General features: G+C 59.6%; 14 protein-coding genes. 5 read left to right on the top strand and 9 right to left on the bottom strand.

Translation table 11 applies throughout. The features are described from left to right. Positions 1-182: 182 nt before the first annotated feature. From hemN to prmB, 3 genes are read right to left on the bottom strand one after another with little or no spacing between them, the layout of a single operon-like run. Positions 183-1568 (bottom strand): oxygen-independent coproporphyrinogen III oxidase, encoded by a 1386-nt coding sequence (hemN, locus tag O9K64_RS04140; RefSeq protein WP_275096819.1) that lies wholly within the window; start codon positions 1566-1568, stop codon positions 183-185. A 2-nt stretch (positions 1569-1570) separates the two neighbouring features. Then, complete coding sequence (locus tag O9K64_RS04135; protein ID WP_275096818.1) at positions 1571-1888, bottom strand: general secretion pathway protein GspF; 318 nt, start codon at positions 1886-1888, stop codon at positions 1571-1573. An 8-nt stretch (positions 1889-1896) separates the two neighbouring features. Further along, entirely contained in the window at positions 1897-2811 is a 915-nt protein-coding gene (gene prmB / locus O9K64_RS04130) for a 50S ribosomal protein L3 N(5)-glutamine methyltransferase (RefSeq protein ID WP_275096817.1), read from the bottom strand. Positions 2812-2956: 145 nt separating this feature from the next. Here prmB and O9K64_RS23605 point away from each other — a divergent pair, with 145 nt between their 5' ends. Then, a complete protein-coding gene (locus O9K64_RS23605; RefSeq protein ID WP_275096816.1) occupies positions 2957-4195 on the top strand; it encodes an HDOD domain-containing protein in 1239 nt (412 codons plus the stop codon). 250 nt (positions 4196-4445) lie between these two features. Next, complete coding sequence (locus tag O9K64_RS04120) at positions 4446-6386, top strand: sensor histidine kinase (protein ID WP_275096815.1); 1941 nt, start codon at positions 4446-4448, stop codon at positions 6384-6386. Between the two features lie 325 nt (positions 6387-6711). Here O9K64_RS04120 and O9K64_RS04115 read toward each other — a convergent pair whose 3' ends face one another. The 5 genes from O9K64_RS04115 to htpG form a co-directional block, all read right to left on the bottom strand. After that, positions 6712-7191: an Rrf2 family transcriptional regulator gene (locus O9K64_RS04115; protein WP_275096814.1), complete on the bottom strand. Its 480-nt coding sequence runs from the start codon at positions 7189-7191 to the stop codon at positions 6712-6714. A 338-nt stretch (positions 7192-7529) separates the two neighbouring features. Then, entirely contained in the window at positions 7530-8027 is a 498-nt protein-coding gene (locus tag O9K64_RS04110; RefSeq protein ID WP_275096813.1) for a DUF1249 domain-containing protein, read from the bottom strand. A gap of 692 nt (positions 8028-8719) precedes the next feature. Then, positions 8720-9082 (bottom strand): thioredoxin, encoded by a 363-nt coding sequence (gene trxA / locus O9K64_RS04105; RefSeq protein WP_275096812.1) that lies wholly within the window; start codon positions 9080-9082, stop codon positions 8720-8722. A 290-nt stretch (positions 9083-9372) separates the two neighbouring features. Further along, the gene (adk, locus tag O9K64_RS04100; RefSeq protein ID WP_275096811.1) at positions 9373-10026 is read right to left on the bottom strand and encodes an adenylate kinase; all 654 of its coding nucleotides are present in this window, start codon (positions 10024-10026) and stop codon (positions 9373-9375) included. Between the two features lie 349 nt (positions 10027-10375). Continuing rightward, positions 10376-12286 carry a molecular chaperone HtpG gene (htpG, locus tag O9K64_RS04095; protein WP_275096810.1) on the bottom strand — a complete coding sequence of 637 codons (1911 nt, stop codon included), beginning with the start codon at positions 12284-12286 and terminating at the stop codon, positions 10376-10378. Between the two features lie 396 nt (positions 12287-12682). On the opposite strand from htpG, the gene O9K64_RS04090 reads away from it, so the two are divergent. The 3 genes from O9K64_RS04090 to O9K64_RS04080 all read left to right on the top strand — a co-directional run bounded on the left by O9K64_RS04090 (position 12683) and on the right by O9K64_RS04080 (position 17385). Then, the gene (locus tag O9K64_RS04090; RefSeq protein ID WP_275096809.1) at positions 12683-13282 is read left to right on the top strand and encodes a hypothetical protein; all 600 of its coding nucleotides are present in this window, start codon (positions 12683-12685) and stop codon (positions 13280-13282) included. A 35-nt stretch (positions 13283-13317) separates the two neighbouring features. Beyond that, entirely contained in the window at positions 13318-15678 is a 2361-nt protein-coding gene (gene ppsA / locus O9K64_RS04085; protein ID WP_275096808.1) for a phosphoenolpyruvate synthase, read from the top strand. A gap of 297 nt (positions 15679-15975) precedes the next feature. Beyond that, positions 15976-17385: a dihydrolipoyl dehydrogenase gene (locus tag O9K64_RS04080; RefSeq protein ID WP_275096807.1), complete on the top strand. Its 1410-nt coding sequence runs from the start codon at positions 15976-15978 to the stop codon at positions 17383-17385. Between the two features lie 72 nt (positions 17386-17457). Here O9K64_RS04080 and O9K64_RS04075 read toward each other — a convergent pair whose 3' ends face one another. Beyond that, on the bottom strand, positions 17458-17814 hold the full coding sequence (locus tag O9K64_RS04075; protein ID WP_275096806.1) for a hypothetical protein: 357 nt from the start codon (positions 17812-17814) through the stop codon (positions 17458-17460). Positions 17815-17961 lie beyond the last annotated feature (147 nt).

Raw genomic sequence — 17961 nt, 5'->3', positions numbered from 1 at the left:
AGTTTTTTGCTCTCGCCAAGACGCCAAGAACGCAAAGTTTAATGAAAAGGAGAGGTATTCCTTGGCGTGCTTGGCGTCTTGGCGAGAGTTCCTCTACCATTATTTATTCAGAGACGTTCAACCCATGCAAAGGTCAAACCTGCCGAGTCCCACCGGCTGAGCCGGGGGATTACCTCAGTGATTCATATTACCTTGGAGAAGTTTTTCTGCTGCACACCGGGTGACAGATAACGGTCGAAGGCCATGCAGATATTGCGGATCAGCAGGCGCCCCCGTGGCAGCACCCGGACCCCCTTTTCATCCAGCGAGATCAGGCCGTCGGCCGCCATACCCGGCAGGCGTGCCAGTTCGTCAGCGAAGTACTGGTCGAAACGGATACCCCAGGCCTTTTCAACGGCGCTGTAGTCCAGCACAAAATTGCAAATCAGACGGGTAATGACGTCGCGCCGGATGAGGTCATCGGATGACAATTCGATACCCCGGAACACCGCCAGCCGGCCGGCATCGATGCGGGCATAATATTCGTCCAGGCCGCGCTCGTTCTGACTGTAGGTGCTGCCGACCATGCCGATCGAGGTGACGCCCAGGGCCACCAGATCACAATCGGAGTGGGTAGAGTAGCCCTGAAAATTGCGATACAGGGTCCCCTCGCGCTGGGCCACGGCCAGCTCATCGTCGGGACGGGCAAAGTGGTCCATGCCGATATAGATATAACCGGCGCTGGTGAGGTGGTCGATGGTCATCTGCAGGATATCGAGCTTCACCTGGGCGGCTGGGAGATCCTCGGCATGGATGCGCCGTTGCGGTTTGAACATCTCCGGCAGATGGGCATAGTTGAACACCGAGAGACGGTCGGGCCCCACCTCGATCACCCGGTCCAGGGTCTTGGTAAAGCTCTCGACGGTCTGGAACGGCAGACCGTAGATGAGATCGATGCTGACCGAGCGGAAGTTGTTGTCGCGGGCCGCCTCCAGGACCGCCAGGGTCTCGGCCTCGGACTGGATCCGGTTTACCGCCTTCTGCACCCGGTCATCCAGATCCTGCACCCCGAGACTGAGGCGGTTGAAGCCCACCTCGCGCAAGGTGCGAATGGTCTCGGCGGTAGCCTCGCGCGGGTCGATCTCGATCGAATACTCACCCTTGTCGTCATCCGCCAGGGTGAAGTGCTCGCCGGTGACCCGCATCAGCTCCTGCATCTCCTGGTGGCTGATGAAGGTGGGCGTGCCCCCGCCCCAGTGCAACTGCTCCACCACCCGGCTGTTGTCGAAGATCGCCCCCTGCATGGCGATCTCCTTGTGCACCCGATCCAGATAGGTGGCCGCCATGCTGCGGTCCTTGGTGGCGATCTTGTTGCAGGCGCAATAGAAGCAGATGGTGTCGCAGAACGGGATATGGAAATAGAGTGACAGGGGCCCACCCTGGGCATTGGTCGCCTCGGCGGCCGCCCGGTACTCCACCTCGCCGAACCCCTCATGAAACTGGGGCGCGGTCGGATAGGAGGTGTATCTCGGTCCGGAATAGTCGTACTTGTTGATCAGCTCCAGATCAAATACCAGTGATTGATCCATGCTCAGTCCTCGTCGACATCGAGTCCCCGGCGATGGGTCTCGTTGATCTGTTGCAGAAGAATATGAAAGGGGATTTCGTCGCCATGACGATTGGCCACCTCGATGAATGGCAGATCCTCACGCCCGAAGGCGTAGGTGCCGTTACACATCGCGTCGTAGAGCTGGTCGATGCCCCGCTCCAGCGGTTCCAGGTAGGTCGGGAATGTGGCCATCTCCTCCATCTCGTAGAGCAGGCACTCCTTCAGGTCACCCACTTCGAATTTGGCCTGCTTGACCCACTCCGCATACTCCTGCGCGGTGCGTGCACGTTGTATTGCCATGTTATTGCCTATCCTTCATCAAATACATCCTGATACTCATCCAGCTGCTCGGCGGTGAGCAGAAAAACCCCGTGCCCGCCGCGCTCGAATTCCAGCCAGAGAAACGGGACATCGGGAAAACGATCGCCCAGGGCGTACTCGCTGTTGCCCACTTCGACCACCAGGATTCCCTCCGGTTCGAGATAATCGGCCGCTTCCCGAAGAATGCGGCAGACGATATCCAGACCGTCCGCCCCGGCCTCCAGCCCCAGCGCCGGCTCCCGATGGTACTCATCCGGCAGGGTCGCCATCTCATCCATACTGACGTAGGGGGGATTACTGACAATAATGTCATAATGGCGTCCATGCAGTCCGTCAAACAGGTCGGAACGGATCGCTTCCACCCGGTCCTCCAGGTTGTGGCGCTCGATATTGATCGCCGCCACCTCCAATGCCCCCGCCGAGATGTCCACCGCATCCACATCCGCCTCTTCGAAGGCGTAGGCGCAGCCGATGGCGATGCAGCCGCTGCCGGTGCAGAGATCCAGCACCCGGCTCACCGTCTCCGGCTGAATCCAGGGCTCAAACCGGGCCTCGATCAGCTCTGCGATGGGTGAACGCGGCACCAGCACCTGGTCGTTGATATAAAAATCCAGGCCGGCAAAGGTAGCTTCGTGGGTCAGGTAGGCCGCGGGGATGCGGCGGATGATCCGCTCCTGAAACAGCGCGTACACCCGTTCCTTCTCATCCCCGGCCAGGCTTGCATCGAGGTAGGCCGGCGGCAGATCCTGCGGCAGGTAGAGCGCATGCAGGGTCAGCCTGATGGCCTCATCAAAGGGATTGTCTGTCCCATGGCCGAAATAGAGGCCGGCCTCGGTGAACCGACTGGCCCCCCAGCGGATAAAATCCCGCAGGGTATTCAGATTTTCGATCGCATCAGTCATGTATGGACCACCCGAAGAAGAGGGTGAATGATAGCCTATTTGGTTTGGCTCTGGAAACGACAACGAATCACCGGATGGCCGCCAAACGGCGGTACATTCCGCTTCAGGGGTGGTTTTTTTCAGGAGCAATCGGTATACATAGGGCGTGTCCATACCAGCCGCCCAAATTCGCCATCTTATCCCGCTGCGCGGTCTGCCCGAACCCGTCATCGACTATATCAGCCGGCAGGCGTGGCTGGAGTGCGCCGGGCCCGGAGAGGACCTCCAGGCACCCGAGGCTGGGGCAGCCACCGGTTATCTGTTCAAAGGACGGGTTTCGCTTCGGCTTGAAGACGGCTCGACCCGCACGCTGGAGGCCGGCTCGGTTGCCACCAGCAGCCCGCTGGTCAATCCCGGCCCGCCCGGCGTGGCGGAGGCGCGCTGCGAGGGGACGGTGGAGCTGCTCCGTCTTCCCCGCGATCTGGTGGAAAGCATCTACGCCAGCTGGTGGAACAACCAGCAGTGCAGCGACACCGGCATCGAGCTGAAAGAGGACGACCTGGAAGACCGGATCTACATGGAGTTCTACCAACAGATCCAGGCGGGCGACTACGAGCTCCCCAGCATGCCGGATATCGCGGTAAAGATCGGCAGCGCGGTGAAAAACCCCAACAGCAGCAGCGAGGATCTGGCGAGGATCATCTCGGCCGATCCGCCGCTGGCGGCACGCCTGGTGCGCACCGCCAACAGCCCGGCATTCGGTGGTGAAAGCCGCATCATCCACTGCCGCGATGCGGTCACCCGCCTGGGCCACGGCAACACCCGCAACCTGGTCACCAGTTTTGTCCTGAAGAACCTGTTCGCCACCGACTCACCGCTGATCCGGCAGCACATGCTGCAACTCTGGCGTCACAGCCGGCGTGTCGCCGCCATCGCCTACGTGCTGGCGCGCCTGTCACCCGGCCTGGTGGCGGATCAGGCGATGCTGTCGGGTCTGCTGCAGAATATCGGCGCCATCCCCCTGCTCTGCGCCGCCGCAAAATATACCGAGCTGCTGGAAGACCCGGAGAAGCTGGATCGACTGGTGGATGCGCTCAAACCGGAGGTTGGCGCCCTCATCCTGCGCAACTGGAATTTCCCGCAAAGCGCGATCGATACCGTACTGCAGGGTGATAAGTGGTTCAGATACACGGCACAGTCCGCCGACTATGGCGATCTGGTGATCGTGTCCCAGCTGTTCTCCTATATCGGCACCCGCAAGATGCAGCGACTGCCGGCGCCCGATCTCTCGCCGGCATTCCACAAGATCGCTGCCGGCAAGCTAAATCCCCTGCTCTCCATGTCCATCATCACTGAGGCGGAAAAGGAAATCCATGCCATCGAGGACCTGCTTGAAGGTGGCTAAGGGCTCGCGCAAGAATAAGTTCCTGTATTCGGTCGCCCCTGGACCCCGCTGGCGGCGTTACGCTTTTTGCCAAGGGATCAACCATTGTCTGCAAAGCGTGCCTTGCCAGCGTGGCCCAGGAACGTCCTCGGTACTGCGGAATTATTCTTGCGCGAGCCCTAAGGACCCGCGGCTGTCAACTACGGCTGGCCTTTTGGGATCTCTGCTGTAAGCTTTATAGACCGTAGGGAAACAACAACAGCGGACCCAGATGAAACTGCTTAAGATGCTTAAAACCCAGATCGCCGCGGCACTGGTATTGATCATGCTGCTGTTCGGGACGGTCTTCGCCCTGAGCATGATGGCCCTGCAGGAGCAGCAGAGCTACAACATCCTGCTGAACATCACCTCCCGGCTGGAGCAGACGGCGCAAAGCCTGGTCTCCCTGGGGATGAACTACTCCATGAATGTCCCCCCGGACAGCAGCAGTTATGCGCGTGATGTAAAACTGTATTACAGCGCCATGCACGGTCAGGTCGAGATGCTGGACACCATCACCAACAGCTTTATGCTGGCGGAATTCCCTCCAGCGCTTACCGATTACCCCGACCCGTTCCAACCCCATCTGACACCGGCCACGGAGCAGGCGGTTTCCGCCGTCGAGGAGATCTGGAAAGACTTTCGCGGGGGCATCATGCAGGCGCTCGGCAATGACAGCGACATGCCGCGCCTGGATCGCGCCTCGGACTACATTGCCCACTATAACGCGCCGCTGGTCGCCTCCATCAATATCCTGCTCTCCCGAATACAGCAGCAGACCGACCAGCGGCTGACCCAGGTGCATCGATTGCATCTGGGCCTGCTGTTCGCCGCTGTGATGATCACCTTCGGCGTATTCGCCTGGTTCTTTCTGGCGGTGCTGAGACCCCTGCGGCTGGCCGTGAACGGCTTCCAGAAGGTCGCCCGCGGGGATTTCGGCTATCAGGTGCCCATCACCATTGACAACGAATTGGCGCTGATGACCAGTTCGTTCAATACCCTCTCATTGCGACTGCATGCCATCTTCCGGCTGATTGACCAGATACAGCAGGGCTCGGACCTGAATGAGACACTCGGTTTTGTCGCCAAGGAGTTTGCCTCCCTGCTGCCGCTTGACTGGGTCGGCGCACTGTTCGTGGCCGGCGACAACAGCACCATTGTGCTGGAGGGCAGTTACCGGGCCGGGCAGCCGGAGATCACCCGGCGCAACCGCTATCCCCTTGGCAACACGCTGTTGCTGAAGGCCCTGGAATCCGGCGAGCCACTGCACATACCGAACATGTCGGCCACTGGAAGTCAGAACCCCGACTTCCAGTTTCTCAACCATCTGATCAGCGAGGGGGTCCAGGACGCCATATTCCTCCCCATAACCGATGCCAGCCCGATTCCCGGCGTCCTGGCGTTCGGCACCTGCACAGCGGACACCTACACCCCGGAACATCTGGAACTGCTCACCAATATCGCCGGCCTGGTCACCCACAGTTTCGGTAAGACCGTAAAGCTGGCGGAACACATCCGGCTGGCCGCCATCGGCGGCTTCGCTTCGAGTATTGCCCACGAAATACGCAGCCCGCTCTCCACCATCAGCATGGCACTGGGCTATTTCCAGGACGCCGGACTGTCCGATTCCGCCAACAAACGGGCCACGCTGGCGCAACAGGAAGCGGAGCGGATGGCACGACTGCTGGAAGAGATCCTGCTTTATGCCAAACCGCTCCAGTTGCGGCTGGAGCCTATCGACATCAAGCAGCTGCTGACCCAGCTGTTCGAAACACACCGGAAGATCGCCCAGGAGAAGCAGCAACGCTTCGAGCTGGTTGCACCGGACACCGAGCTGCAAATACTGGGCGACCAGGATCGGTTGATCCAGATTTTCCTGAACCTTGCCAAAAACGCCTGTGATGCGGCGCCACTGCATGACCCCATCGTCTGGCGCCTGGAGAAGGACAGTATCGCCCGGGTCCTGAAGGTCAGTGTGACGAACGGGGGGAATCCGATCCCGGAAGATCAGCTACCCCAGCTGTTCAATCCGTTCTTCACCACCAAGGCACACGGGACCGGTCTTGGACTCAGTATTGTTAAGCGTATTGTCGAGGCGCATGGCGGTGAAATCGTCATCGCCTCCAGTCAAGCACAAGGAACCCGCGTCACCCTGCTGCTGCCGCTGGCATGACTACGCCGGCGATTTTCGAGAACCATGGGGCGCCCGCTGACCGGTTTTCGGGGTAGGATGCAGAGGGAGGAGTGATGCCGGCCCGTTCATGGTACCCAGGGGTCGGAGTCAAACCGGTCGAAATGGACCAACCGGTTTTCGAAAATACGCGGCTTGACTCCGACCCCCTTTCAATCTCGACTTCGCGTTATACATCCGTCCGTAAACAGCGTCGCTCTCACACATCCTGTGTGCCCTGCGGGATAAATCCAACCATGAAAAAAAGGCCACCGGTACGGGTGGCCTTTGATATTACACACAGCGGGAAATCTTTACTGAAACCGGTTCAAGCAGCGGCGGTCGTATCCGCCCGGGGCATGATCGGTTCCTTGTTCTGCTCCTTGCGGCACCCCTCTTCCTTCAGGCCACCCCGTTCAACCAGCTCCGCCAGGGTGATACTCTGCAGGAAAGAGAAAATCTCGTTACTGAGGTCATCCCAGAGATTGTGAGTCAGGCAACGTTTGCCGTCCTGGCAGTCACGGTTGCCGCCACAACGGGTAAACTCCACCCACTCATCAACGGCACAGATGATATCCGCAATGGAGATCTCATCGGCTTCACGACCCAGATAATAGCCCCCACCCGGCCCGCGCACGCCCTTGACCAGTTGCTTGCTGCGCAGGGCGGCAAACAGCTGTTCCAGGTATGACAATGAAATACCCTGGGTTTCGGAAATCTCAGCCAACGTCACCGGCCCGTCATTGCCGTTGAGGGTAAGATCCAGCATTGCAGTTACGGCGTAACGCCCTTTGGTTGATAGTCTCATAATTTCAGTTCCACTTAGTGAATAATTACCCACTCCTTTACTTGGTTATAAAACTATCATTTCCCTATGGAAATTGTCAACATTTATTGGATTGACTCCAACAACAAACAGGCATATACCCTGATGTCCCATAATTTTATCTGAAATAACAAAAAGTTAACTCTAGCTCCGCGTCATCTCAATCACCCCGTAAAATCTGGTTTTCGGGGGTAGGATGCCGGTGAGGCACGAACCACACCTATCTGACCTCCGGCGAGCGATGCGTTTGAAAGCTCACCGGCATCTACAATTCGCATACAAAGCTGAAGCTATTGATAAATGGTGGTAAATAAGGGTCTTCAGACCGGGGCGAGGTGTTCTTGTGTCGGGGCTGTCGTCATCGCGTGGCGGGGTAGAAAGCAGTGGCCTTGACGGACTGAATAGGCGAGCCATTTTGAAAGGAACAGACTGAGTTTCCACTTCTGTTCCAGGGTCGGGCGGATGAACCCCCTGTTGAGGGGAAGTATATGCTGCTTGAGACTGAGCACCTCGGCCTGACGGGAGTCATGGTAGATTCTGATGGTGGCGTCGGGATCCGGCGACTGGCCCGACTCGTGGGCAAAATAGTAGGTCAGATGCAGCAGGCTGGTGTAGGGCGTCTGCTCCAGCACCTCCAGATAGAGATCCATGACCCCATCCAGGCGGGAAAGGTAGCGTCCCTGCATGTTCCTCATGTCGGGGGCCAGCCGCGTCAGATAATGATAGTTCTCGTCACACAGATCCATCAGCCAACCCACCGTCGGTTTTCCCGACAGCAGCGTCTTCAGGCTCCAGGGGTAATGCGGTCTGCGTCGCACATATTGTCTCTGCATTATCTGTGTCTAACATTTATGGTGAGATTTCCGGGATCCGCCCGACCCACTTGCCTTGCACCTGCCCGCCTATCCGTGAACTGCGGGATTTTAATTCCGCCCGTCTGAAGCAACGTCCGCGACCTGCCTCCATGGCTTAATCATAGTCATCGGCGTCCCCGTATAATACTGAAGCCGCTCACTGTGGCAATGACACCTTCAGACACTATAGCAAACGGCCCACGACGTCCTCCAGCATAACGGAGCAGTCCCAGAGCCACGTCATCTAAACACGTAACTGCTTGTGAGAGTGGATCTGACTGCTTGACCGCTCCTGGGCATCCCTGCCCTCGCGGCATTAGTGAATCCATTCACGTCATTGGCGGGTGTCCGCGGCCATGGGTGAGGCAAGCGCTTGCGAAGTGCAGCCGAACGCTGAAGCAGCTGTGCTGCGAGACCGGAACGGCCGCGGCAAGCCCCCAGGGGTGAGCGCCCACCCAGGGATGGGTGGGCCGGGCTTTCATGCGAAGCAGGATGCGTAGCATGAAAGGGTATACGGTGTCCCGGCAAGCAAGGAGGCAGATCCTCCACCGCTCAGCGTTAGATGACGTCGTCCTGAAAACAGTCCTGTATTTTCCCCACAAAGCAGAAGGCCGGCATTTCAGCCGGCTCCGATTCTACAGTCTGGAGAGCCCGGATCAGGCGTTCTCTGTCGCTATCTGCTGATGAACCTCACTCATATCCAGTTCACCCGCCTTCTGCACCAGATCGCGGAATCCGCCCTCGGGCAGGGCACCGGCCTGACTGAAGATGATCACCTTCTCACGGAAGATCATCAGGGTGGGAATGGAACGAATCTGAAAATGTCCGGCGATCTCCTGCTCCACTTCCGTGTTCACCTTGGCAAACACGATATTCGGATGATCCTCGGACACCTTTTCATAGGTAGGTGCAAACGAGCGGCAGGGACCGCACCAGGGGGCCCAGAAATCGACAATGACAAAGTCATTGTTGGTCACGGTCTCTTCAAAGTTATCTTTGGTCAGTTCTATGACAGCCACGGGAAGATCCTCTTTCACTAAATACAGTTGTGAAAGACTATATCATCATTTTCTAATGGATACTAATTTTATCCGCGCATAAAAAAAGCCGGGGGATACCCGGCTTTTCCGTAACCCTGGCGATGGACTTAGGGCTCGCGCAAGAATAATTTCGCAGTACCGAGGGCGTAACTGGGCCACGCTGGCAAGGCACGCTTTGCAGGCAATGGCCGTTCCCTTGCCAAAAAGCGTAACGCCGCCAGTGGGGTCCAGTTGCGACCGAATACCGAAACTTATTTTTGCGCGAGCTCTTAATCCAGGGCGGCAAAGATGTTGTCGCGAATCTGGTCCACACTGCCGACGCCGGCAATCTTGTGATGTACCGGCGCCCCGCTCTGGCCGCTGGCGGCCCAGCTGGAGTAGAAATCGATCAGCGGCTCGGTCTGATCATGGTAGACCTTGAGGCGCGCCTTGACGGTCTCTTCCTGATCGTCATCCCGCTGGATCAGTGGCTCACCGGTGACATCATCCTTGCCCTGCTCCTTGGGTGGGTTGAAGGTGACATGGTAGGTACGACCGGAGGCCAGGTGCACGCGACGGCCGGACATACGCTTGATAATCTCTTCATCGGGGACATCGATCTCGACGACCGCATCCACCAGGACCCCGGCATCTCGCAATGCTTCAGCCTGGGGAATGGTGCGTGGAAAGCCGTCGAACAGGAAGCCGTTTGCGCAATCGGCATCGGTGATCCGCTGTTTCACCATCCCCATGATGATATCGTCTGAGACCAGCCCCCCTTCATCCATGATCATCTTGGCCGCCTTACCCAGTTCGGTCCCCGCCTTGACATGGGCGCGCAGCATGTCGCCGGTCGAGATCTGCGGAATATTGTACCGTTCCTTGATGTAGTTGGCCTGGGTACCTTTGCCCGCGCCGGGGCCTCCTAGCAGAATCACTCGCATTCAAATACTCCTTGGTTCTGGATAATAATCATTTTTGAATGGCGGGAGTCTGACACAGGCCACCCCCAATCACCATTCGAGTATGCAAATATATGAATATAAAAGACTTATGTTGCAACCGCACATAAGCGTGACAACCCTACCAAATAGTTAAATATCACACAATAAATCCACTCCCGGCCCTCCATGGACAAACCTGTTCCCTTGCCAAAAAGGGTAACGCCGGCGGCTGAGTCCAGGGACCGAATAGCGGAACTTAATTTTTACGCGAGCCCCGAGTCCATCCCTGAATAAAAAAACCCGCCACGTCTGAGCCGTGGCGGGTTTTTGTTCGCTGGACGGTATCGGCTCAGGCCGACAGGCTCAGCATCAGCTTGTTGAGCCGGTGAACAAAGGCGGCCGGGTCCTCCAACTGCCCGCCCTCGGCCAGGGTTGCCTGATCCAGCAACACCCGGGAGAGATCGGCAAAACGCTCCTCGTCCGGCTCCCGGTCCATTTTCTCCACCAGCGGATGCTTCAGGTTCAGCTCCAGGATCGGCTTGGTCTGGGGGGCGTCCTGTCCCAGCTGTTTCAGCACCCGTTGCAGGTTGGCCCCCATATCATGCTCGTCGGCCACCAGGCAGGCAGGCGACTCGGTCAGACGACTGCTGACACGTACTTCTTTCACATCGTCCCCCAGTGCCGCCTTCACCCGATCCAGCAGCCCCTTGTGCTCCTCGGCCTCCTTCTCCAGGGCCTCCTTGTCCTCCATGTCGCCGAGATCCAGCTGGCCCTTGGCCACCGACTGCAGCGGCTTGCCCTTGTACTCGTTGAGGTGGGAGACCAGCCACTCATCGACCCGGTCGGTGAGCAGCAACACCTCCACACCCTTGGTGTTGAACACCTCCAGGTGCGGGCTGTGGCGGGCCGCGGCATAACTGTCGGCGGTGATGTAGTAGATTTTTTCCTGCTTCTCCTGCAGCCGCTCCAGATACTGGTCCAGGGAGACCGTCTCCTCCTTGCCCTCCGACTTGGTGGTGGCAAAACGCAGCAGACCGGCGATTTTTTCCTTGTTGGCGAAATCCTCCGCCGGCCCCTCCTTCATCACCCGGCCGAACTCCTTCCAGAACTTCTGGTACTTCTCCGCGTCATCCCTGGCCATCTTCTCCAACAGACCGAGGACCCGTTTGGTGCTGGCGGTGCGGATACTGTCGATCTTCTTGTCATGCTGCAGCAGTTCGCGGGAGACATTCAGCGGCAGGTCATCGGAATCGACCACCCCCTTCACGAAACGCAGGTAGTGCGGCATCAGTTTCTCCGCCTCATCCATGATGAAGACCCGGCGCACATACAGCTTCACCCCGTGCTTCTGGTCGCGCTCCCAGAGATCGAAGGGCGCCCGGCCGGGGATGTAGAGCAGCGAGGTGTACTCGTTCTTGCCCTCGACCCGGTTATGCACCTGGTCCAGCGGCTCCTCGAAATCGTGGGCGATGTGCTTGTAGAATTCGTTATATTCCTCCTGGGTGACATCCGCCTTGTTGCGCATCCACAGCGCGGTACCCTTGTTGACCTGCTCCCACTCGGGTTCCGGCGCCTTCTCCTCCTCGTCCGTAGCGAAATGCTCCTTGAGCATCTCGATCGGTATGGAGATGTGGTCGGAGAATTTACTGATGATGCTGCGCAGGCGGTAGCCCTCCAGGAACTCGCCCTCCTCTTCGTTGAGGTGCAGGGTGATGGAGGTGCCGCGACCCGGCTTTTCGATGGTTTCGATACTGTACGCACCCTCGCCGGTAGACTCCCAGCGCACCCCGTGCTCCGCCCCCAAGCCGGCCCGGCGGGTCTCCAGGGTCACCTTGTCGGCGACAATGAATGCGGAGTAGAAACCCACACCGAACTGACCGATCAGCTGGCTCTGGCTGGCCCCCGAGTCATCCCCCTTGCCGCCCAGCGCCTCCAGAAACTTCTTGGTGCCGGAACTGGCGATGGTGCCGATGGTCTCGGTCACCTCCTGACGGCTCATGCCGATGCCGTTGTCCTCGATAGTGACGGTGCGGCGCTCCTTGTCCATAGAGACCCGGATGCGCAGATTGGGGTCCTCCTCATAGAGCGCATCGTCCGTCAGGGCCTCGAACCGGAGCTTCTCCGCGGCATCGGACGCATTGGAAATCAATTCCCGCAGGAATATCTCCTTATTACTGTACAGCGAGCGAATCACCAGGTTGAGAACCTGGCTCACTTCCGCCTGAAACTCCAATGTCTCTTTATGCGCATCGACTGTCATGGTGTTGCCGCCTCCAATAAAATTTCAAGTAGCTCGTATTTCAAGTGGATCGATGTTCTCGGTTTTGGCCCTAACCCCCTAAATTCCGCAGGGTAATCGGCCATCGACAGAAGGTGAGGGTCAACCGGTGAATTTCAAGCTGGCCGGGCGAATTGGAAAGGCGGCGGGCAAAATTCCGCATGCGCTATTCCGCTTCCTTGCCAGGGTAGCGCCCAATCGCCTCCTCACCCCCATTTTGTTTGCAAAATATGACAAAATCCGTACACTTCAACCCCACCTGAAGCGAGTAGCGTTCCGATACTGTGTATAGCCAAATACCAACCACAGATCGACGCCCTGGCGCCAACTACTGAAGAGCGGCCCTGCGCCCGACACACAGGCCGGATCACGACTGCCATGTTCAAGCGTCTGCTCTTCGTCGTTGTCATCGCCTATGGCGCCTATGCGACCTACACCTCTCGCTCCATAGAATATGATCCGGGGGTACTGGTCAAAAACGCACCGAGTCAGCGCGACCCCGACAACACCAGCCCCTTTACCCACAACGGCTACCGGGTGACGCCGCTGGCGGAGTTCAGTCTGGAGGCCAGGATACTGGGCATCGAGCGCTACACCCTGGGTAGGGAGTCGGACCTTTCACCTGTTGACCTGGCTCTGGGCTGGGGTCCGATGTCCGACAGCGCTGTACTCTCCCAGCTTTCAATCCGTCAGAGTGGCCGCTTCTATCACTGGTCCGCCGAGAGATTGCCGATCCCGCAACAGGCCATCTCCCGCCACTCGGCAAATATGCATATGGTGCCGGCCGACAAACAGGCCGAGGCCGAGTTAAAAAACCTGCGCGAGGGCGATATTATCCATTTGGCGGGCTATCTGATCCGTGCCGATGCAGCGGACGGCTGGCAATGGGTAAGCTCCCTGACACGGGACGACACCGGAAACGGCGCCTGTGAACTGGTCTGGGTCAGGGAGATCAGCCGGCGCGGGACAACGCTTTAAGATTTTATATTTGCTGCAATTTACCGAGGAAGATCATGAACAACTATGTCCAATGGCTGAGCGAACTGGGGATGGATGACGTCGAACACGTCGGCGGCAAAAATGCCTCCCTGGGCGAAATGATCCAGAACCTGTCCAATCTTGGGGTACAGGTACCGGGTGGTTTTGCCACGACTGCCTTTGCCTATCGGGAATACCTCGCCACCGACGGCCTGGCCGATCGCATCAACGAAGCCCTGGACAAACTGGATGTGGACAATGTGCGGGCGCTGGCCGAGACCGGCGCCCGGATCCGCCAGTGGATCATGGAGACCCCCTTCCAGGCGGCCCTGAATCAGGCCATCGACGAGGCCTATGTCGCGCTGATCGAGGAGTATGGTGAGGAGGTGACCTGGGCGGTGCGCTCCTCGGCCACCGCCGAGGATCTGCCGGACGCCTCGTTCGCCGGCCAGCAGGAGACCTTCCTCAACGTCTCCGGCCTGGACAATATCAAAAAACAGATCCACGAGGTGTTCGCCTCGCTGTTCAATGACCGGGCCATCGCCTATCGCGAGCACCAGGGATTTGAACATTCGCTGGTCGCCCTCTCCGCCGGCGTGCAGAAGATGATCCGTTCCGACATCGGTGCCTCCGGTGTGATGTTCACCCTGGACACCGAGTCCGGCTTCCGCGACGCGGTCTTCGTCACCTCCAGCTACGGCCTGGGCGAGATGGTGGTGCAGGGGGCGGTCAATCCGGACGAATTCTATGTCCACAAGCCCACCCTGGCAGCCGGACGGCCGGCGGTGGTGCGGCGTAATGTCGGCGGCAAGGCGATCAAGATGGTCTACAACCCCGGTGGCAACAGCCCGGTCAAGATCGTCGATGTGGACGAGGCCGCGCGGCACCTGTTCTCCATCACCGATGCCGAGGCCGAGGAGCTGGCGCGCCAGGCCGTCACAATCGAGAAACACTATCAGCGTCCCATGGATATCGAATGGGCCCGGGACGGTATCGATGGCCGGTTGTACATCGTCCAGGCCCGGCCCGAGACCGTGCAGAGCCGCAGTGGCAACATCATGGAGCGTTATGAACTGAAGGCCAAGGGCAAGGTGCTGACCGAGGGACGCTCCATCGGCTCGCGCATCGGTGCCGGTACCGCCAAAGTGGTGATGAGCCTGAACGATATGGACCATGTGCAGCCGGGCGACGTGCTGGTGACCGACATGACCGATCCGGACTGGGAGCCGATCATGAAGCGGGCCGCCGCCATCGTCACCAACCGCGGCGGGCGCACCTGCCATGCCGCCATTATCGCCCGCGAGCTGGGCGTGCCGGCGGTGGTGGGCTGTAATGACGCTACTCAGCATATCCACAATGGACAGGAGGTGACCGTCTCCTGTGCCGAGGGGGACACCGGCTTCATCTACGAAGGCAAGCTCGATTTCGAGTACAAGACCATCGAACTGGACGCCATGCCGGAGATCCCCACCAAGATCATGATGAACGTGGGTAACCCCGACCGCGCCTTTGACTTTGCCAGCATTCCCAACGCAGGTATCGGCCTGGCCCGGCTGGAGTTCATCATCAGCAACATGATCGGCATCCATCCCCAGGCGCTGCTGGAGTATGACAACCTGCCGGATGACCTGAAGGCCGAGATCGGGCCGCGCGTCGCCGCCTACAAGAGCCCGACCGACTTCTACATCAGCAAGATCGTCGAGGGCGTCTCCACCCTGGCCGCGGCCTTCCCCGGCCCGGTGATCGTGCGCATGTCCGACTTCAAGTCCAATGAGTATGCCAACCTGATCGGCGGTACCCGCTACGAGCCGGATGAGGAGAACCCGATGATCGGCTTCCGTGGCGCCTCCCGCTACATCTCCAAGAGCTTCGCCCCGTGCTGGGAGATGGAGTGCAAGGCACTGAAATATGTGCGCGAGGTGATGGGCTTCACCAATGTGGAGATCATGATCCCGTTCGTGCGCACCCTGAGCGAGGCGAAAGGGGTGGTCGAGGCGCTGGAGGCCAACGGCCTGAAGCGGGGCGAGCACGGCCTGCGCCTGATCATGATGTGCGAGCTCCCCTCCAACGCCGTGCTGGCCGAGGAGTTCCTGGAGTATTTCGACGGCTTCTCCATCGGCTCCAACGACATGACCCAGCTCACCCTGGGCCTGGATCGGGACTCCAGCCTGATCGCCGACGGCTTTGACGAGCGTGACCCGGCGGTGATGAAGATGCTCAGCATGGCCATCTCCACCTGCCGGGCCAAGGGCAAGTACGTGGGTATCTGCGGCCAGGGCCCCTCGGATCACCCGGACCTGGCCAAGTGGCTGCTGGAACAGGGGATCAGCAGCGTCTCGCTGAATCCGGACACCGTGATCGACACCTGGTTGTTCATGGCGGGGCAGCAGGCCTGACTGGATAGCCGGAAAACCGGGCGCTAACGGGACCGGGCGGGGGCAACTCCGCCCGGTTTTTTTGTCCAGGGATGGACTTATGCCGCGGAGGCCAGGGATGGCCGGGAGCGGCTTTGCCAGAGATGGACTTATGCCGCGTAGACCAGCGTCCCGACCGGGTACCCTGCCCTGCCACCGGCAAGACCTCTACCCAACCCCGTAAACTGAAAGGCTTTGAATCTGCGCCCCAGTGTTTACAATGGGGGCGAATTTCACAACGGGCAGAGACCCGCCAGCGAATCACGGGAGCGTATTACAGTGGAAGAGAGAAACGTTGATGTCGCCATTATCGGCTCCGGCAGTGCCGGACTCTACGCCCTGGGCCGGGTCAAGGCCTCGGGAAAAAGTTTCGTGCTGATCAACGGCGGCGCGCAGGGCACCACCTGCGCCCGGGTCGGCTGCATGCCCTCCAAGGTACTGATCCAGATCGCCGAGGATTTCCACCGCTGCGGCATCCTCGGACGTTACGGGGTGGAGGGCCACAAGGCCCTCACCCTGGACGGCGAGGAGGCGATGGGCCACGTACAGGACCTGCGCGACACCTTTGTCGACCGGGTCGTCAGCAACAGCACGGCGCATATGGGTGAGGAGCTGTTCATCGAGGGCTATGCCCGCTTCCTCGAACCCCATCTGCTGGAGGTGAACGACATCCGCGTTCGGGCGGAGAAGATCATCATCGCCACCGGTTCGCGTCCCATCATACCCAAGCCGTGGCAGGCCTTCAGCGAACGTATCCTGACCACCGACAGCCTGTTCGAGCTGGAAGAACTGCCGGCATCACTGGCGGTGATCGGGCTCGGCGTCATCGGCCTGGAGATTGGCCAGTCCATGGCCCGCCTGGGGGTGGAAACCAACGGCTTCGATCAGCTCGAAAGCGTTGGCGGACTGGATGATCCGGCGGTGGCCAAGGCGGCCATCGAGATCATCGGGCGGGATTTTCCGCTCCACCTTGGTCACGCCGCGGAGATCAGCGAAGAGGGCGACAAGTTGCGGGTCAGCGCCGGCGAGCACTCGGTGCTGGTGGACAAGGTACTGGCCAGCCTGGGGCGGCGCCCCAACCTGGACAACCTGCAGATCGAGAACGCCGGCATCGACCTGGGGGTGAATGCCATCCCCACCTATAATCCCCAGACCATGCAAATCGGCGACAGCCATGTCTTCCTGGCCGGCGATGTGGATGCCGAACGGCCGCTGCTGCACGAGGCCGGCGACGAGGGGCGGATTGCCGGCCACAATGCCTGCAGCGACCGGGTCCAGGCGTTTCAGCGCAAGACCCCGCTGGCCATCAACTTTGTCGACCCCAATATCTGTCACGTCGGCCGGCGCTGGTCCGAACTGGACCCGGAACAGAGCGCCATCGGCGAGGTCAATATGGCCCCGGTGGGTCGCGCCCTGATCATGGGCAAGAACAAGGGCCTGATCCGGGTCTATGCCGACAAGGCCAGCGGCCGGCTGCTGGGCAGCGAGATGATCTGCGCCAAGGGTGAGAACCTGGCCCATCTGCTGGCCTGGGCTATCCAGCAGCAGCTGACCGTCGGGGATCTGCTGCGTATGCCGTTCTACCATCCGGTGATCGAAGAGGCGCTGCAGGCGGCGCTGTATGACCTCTACAACAAGGTCGACCGCAAGAACAGCGGCCCCATTACCGAACTGAAGCTTGTGGAGTGAACCCACCCGGGCGACAGGGAGGTCGCCCCGCCACCTCCAATCTCATGGCAACCCCGTGGCTACCTCGTGGGCTCAGCCCTCCGGGGTCCGGCGGAAACGGCCGATCAATGCCTCATCCCTGAACAGCTGCGCCGTGCCGTCCCCCTCTACCCGCAGGTTGAAACGGATCCGGGTCTCGGTATCCTCCGGCGTGGTGCAGTCCAGCTGAATCTCGCCGTCATTTTTCGCGCCCCAGAAACAGTGGTGACTCTCCGCGCCGCTGGCGGCATCAAAGAGTTCGGCCCGGCCCTCGAAGTGGACCAGCAGCTTGGCAAAGGGCGTCGCGGCAGTATCGACCGCCTCCCAGTTGCCGGCACCGGGATGGGGCGAACAGCCGGCCAGGCCAGCGGTCGCCAGAAGTACCAATCCCGCCATTCCCATCTTTTGCATTATCAATCCCGTGTTTAGCCGCTGCTTGTCGTGGCGGCATTATAAAGCAGAGCATATCGGTTTGGTTACCCATAATCTCAGCAGGTTCCGGGATCCGCGGAAAGGCAGATGAGGAGAGCCGCCAGATGTGCCACAATAGACGCCGAT

The sequence above is a fragment of the Sedimenticola hydrogenitrophicus genome, from assembly GCF_029017505.1.
In the GTDB taxonomy this organism is placed as follows: domain Bacteria; phylum Pseudomonadota; class Gammaproteobacteria; order Chromatiales; family Chromatiaceae; genus Sedimenticola; species Sedimenticola hydrogenitrophicus_A.
Note: the sequence above shows the minus strand (reverse complement) of the source record. Positions and strands in the feature narration are given on the sequence as shown.

Excerpts from the sequence above, each read along its gene's own strand:
- hemN (WP_275096819.1), bottom strand. The coding sequence starts at position 1,568 with ATGGATCAATCACTGGTATTTGATCTGGAGCTGATCAACAAGTACGAC.
- O9K64_RS04135 (WP_275096818.1), bottom strand. The coding sequence starts at position 1,888 with ATGGCAATACAACGTGCACGCACCGCGCAGGAGTATGCGGAGTGGGTC.
- prmB (WP_275096817.1), bottom strand. The coding sequence starts at position 2,811 with ATGACTGATGCGATCGAAAATCTGAATACCCTGCGGGATTTTATCCGC.
- O9K64_RS04120 (WP_275096815.1), top strand. The coding sequence starts at position 4,446 with ATGAAACTGCTTAAGATGCTTAAAACCCAGATCGCCGCGGCACTGGTA.
- O9K64_RS04115 (WP_275096814.1), bottom strand. The coding sequence starts at position 7,191 with ATGAGACTATCAACCAAAGGGCGTTACGCCGTAACTGCAATGCTGGAT.
- adk (WP_275096811.1), bottom strand. The coding sequence starts at position 10,026 with ATGCGAGTGATTCTGCTAGGAGGCCCCGGCGCGGGCAAAGGTACCCAG.
- htpG (WP_275096810.1), bottom strand. The coding sequence starts at position 12,286 with ATGACAGTCGATGCGCATAAAGAGACATTGGAGTTTCAGGCGGAAGTG.
- O9K64_RS04090 (WP_275096809.1), top strand. The coding sequence starts at position 12,683 with ATGTTCAAGCGTCTGCTCTTCGTCGTTGTCATCGCCTATGGCGCCTAT.
- ppsA (WP_275096808.1), top strand. The coding sequence starts at position 13,318 with ATGAACAACTATGTCCAATGGCTGAGCGAACTGGGGATGGATGACGTC.
- O9K64_RS04075 (WP_275096806.1), bottom strand. The coding sequence starts at position 17,814 with ATGCAAAAGATGGGAATGGCGGGATTGGTACTTCTGGCGACCGCTGGC.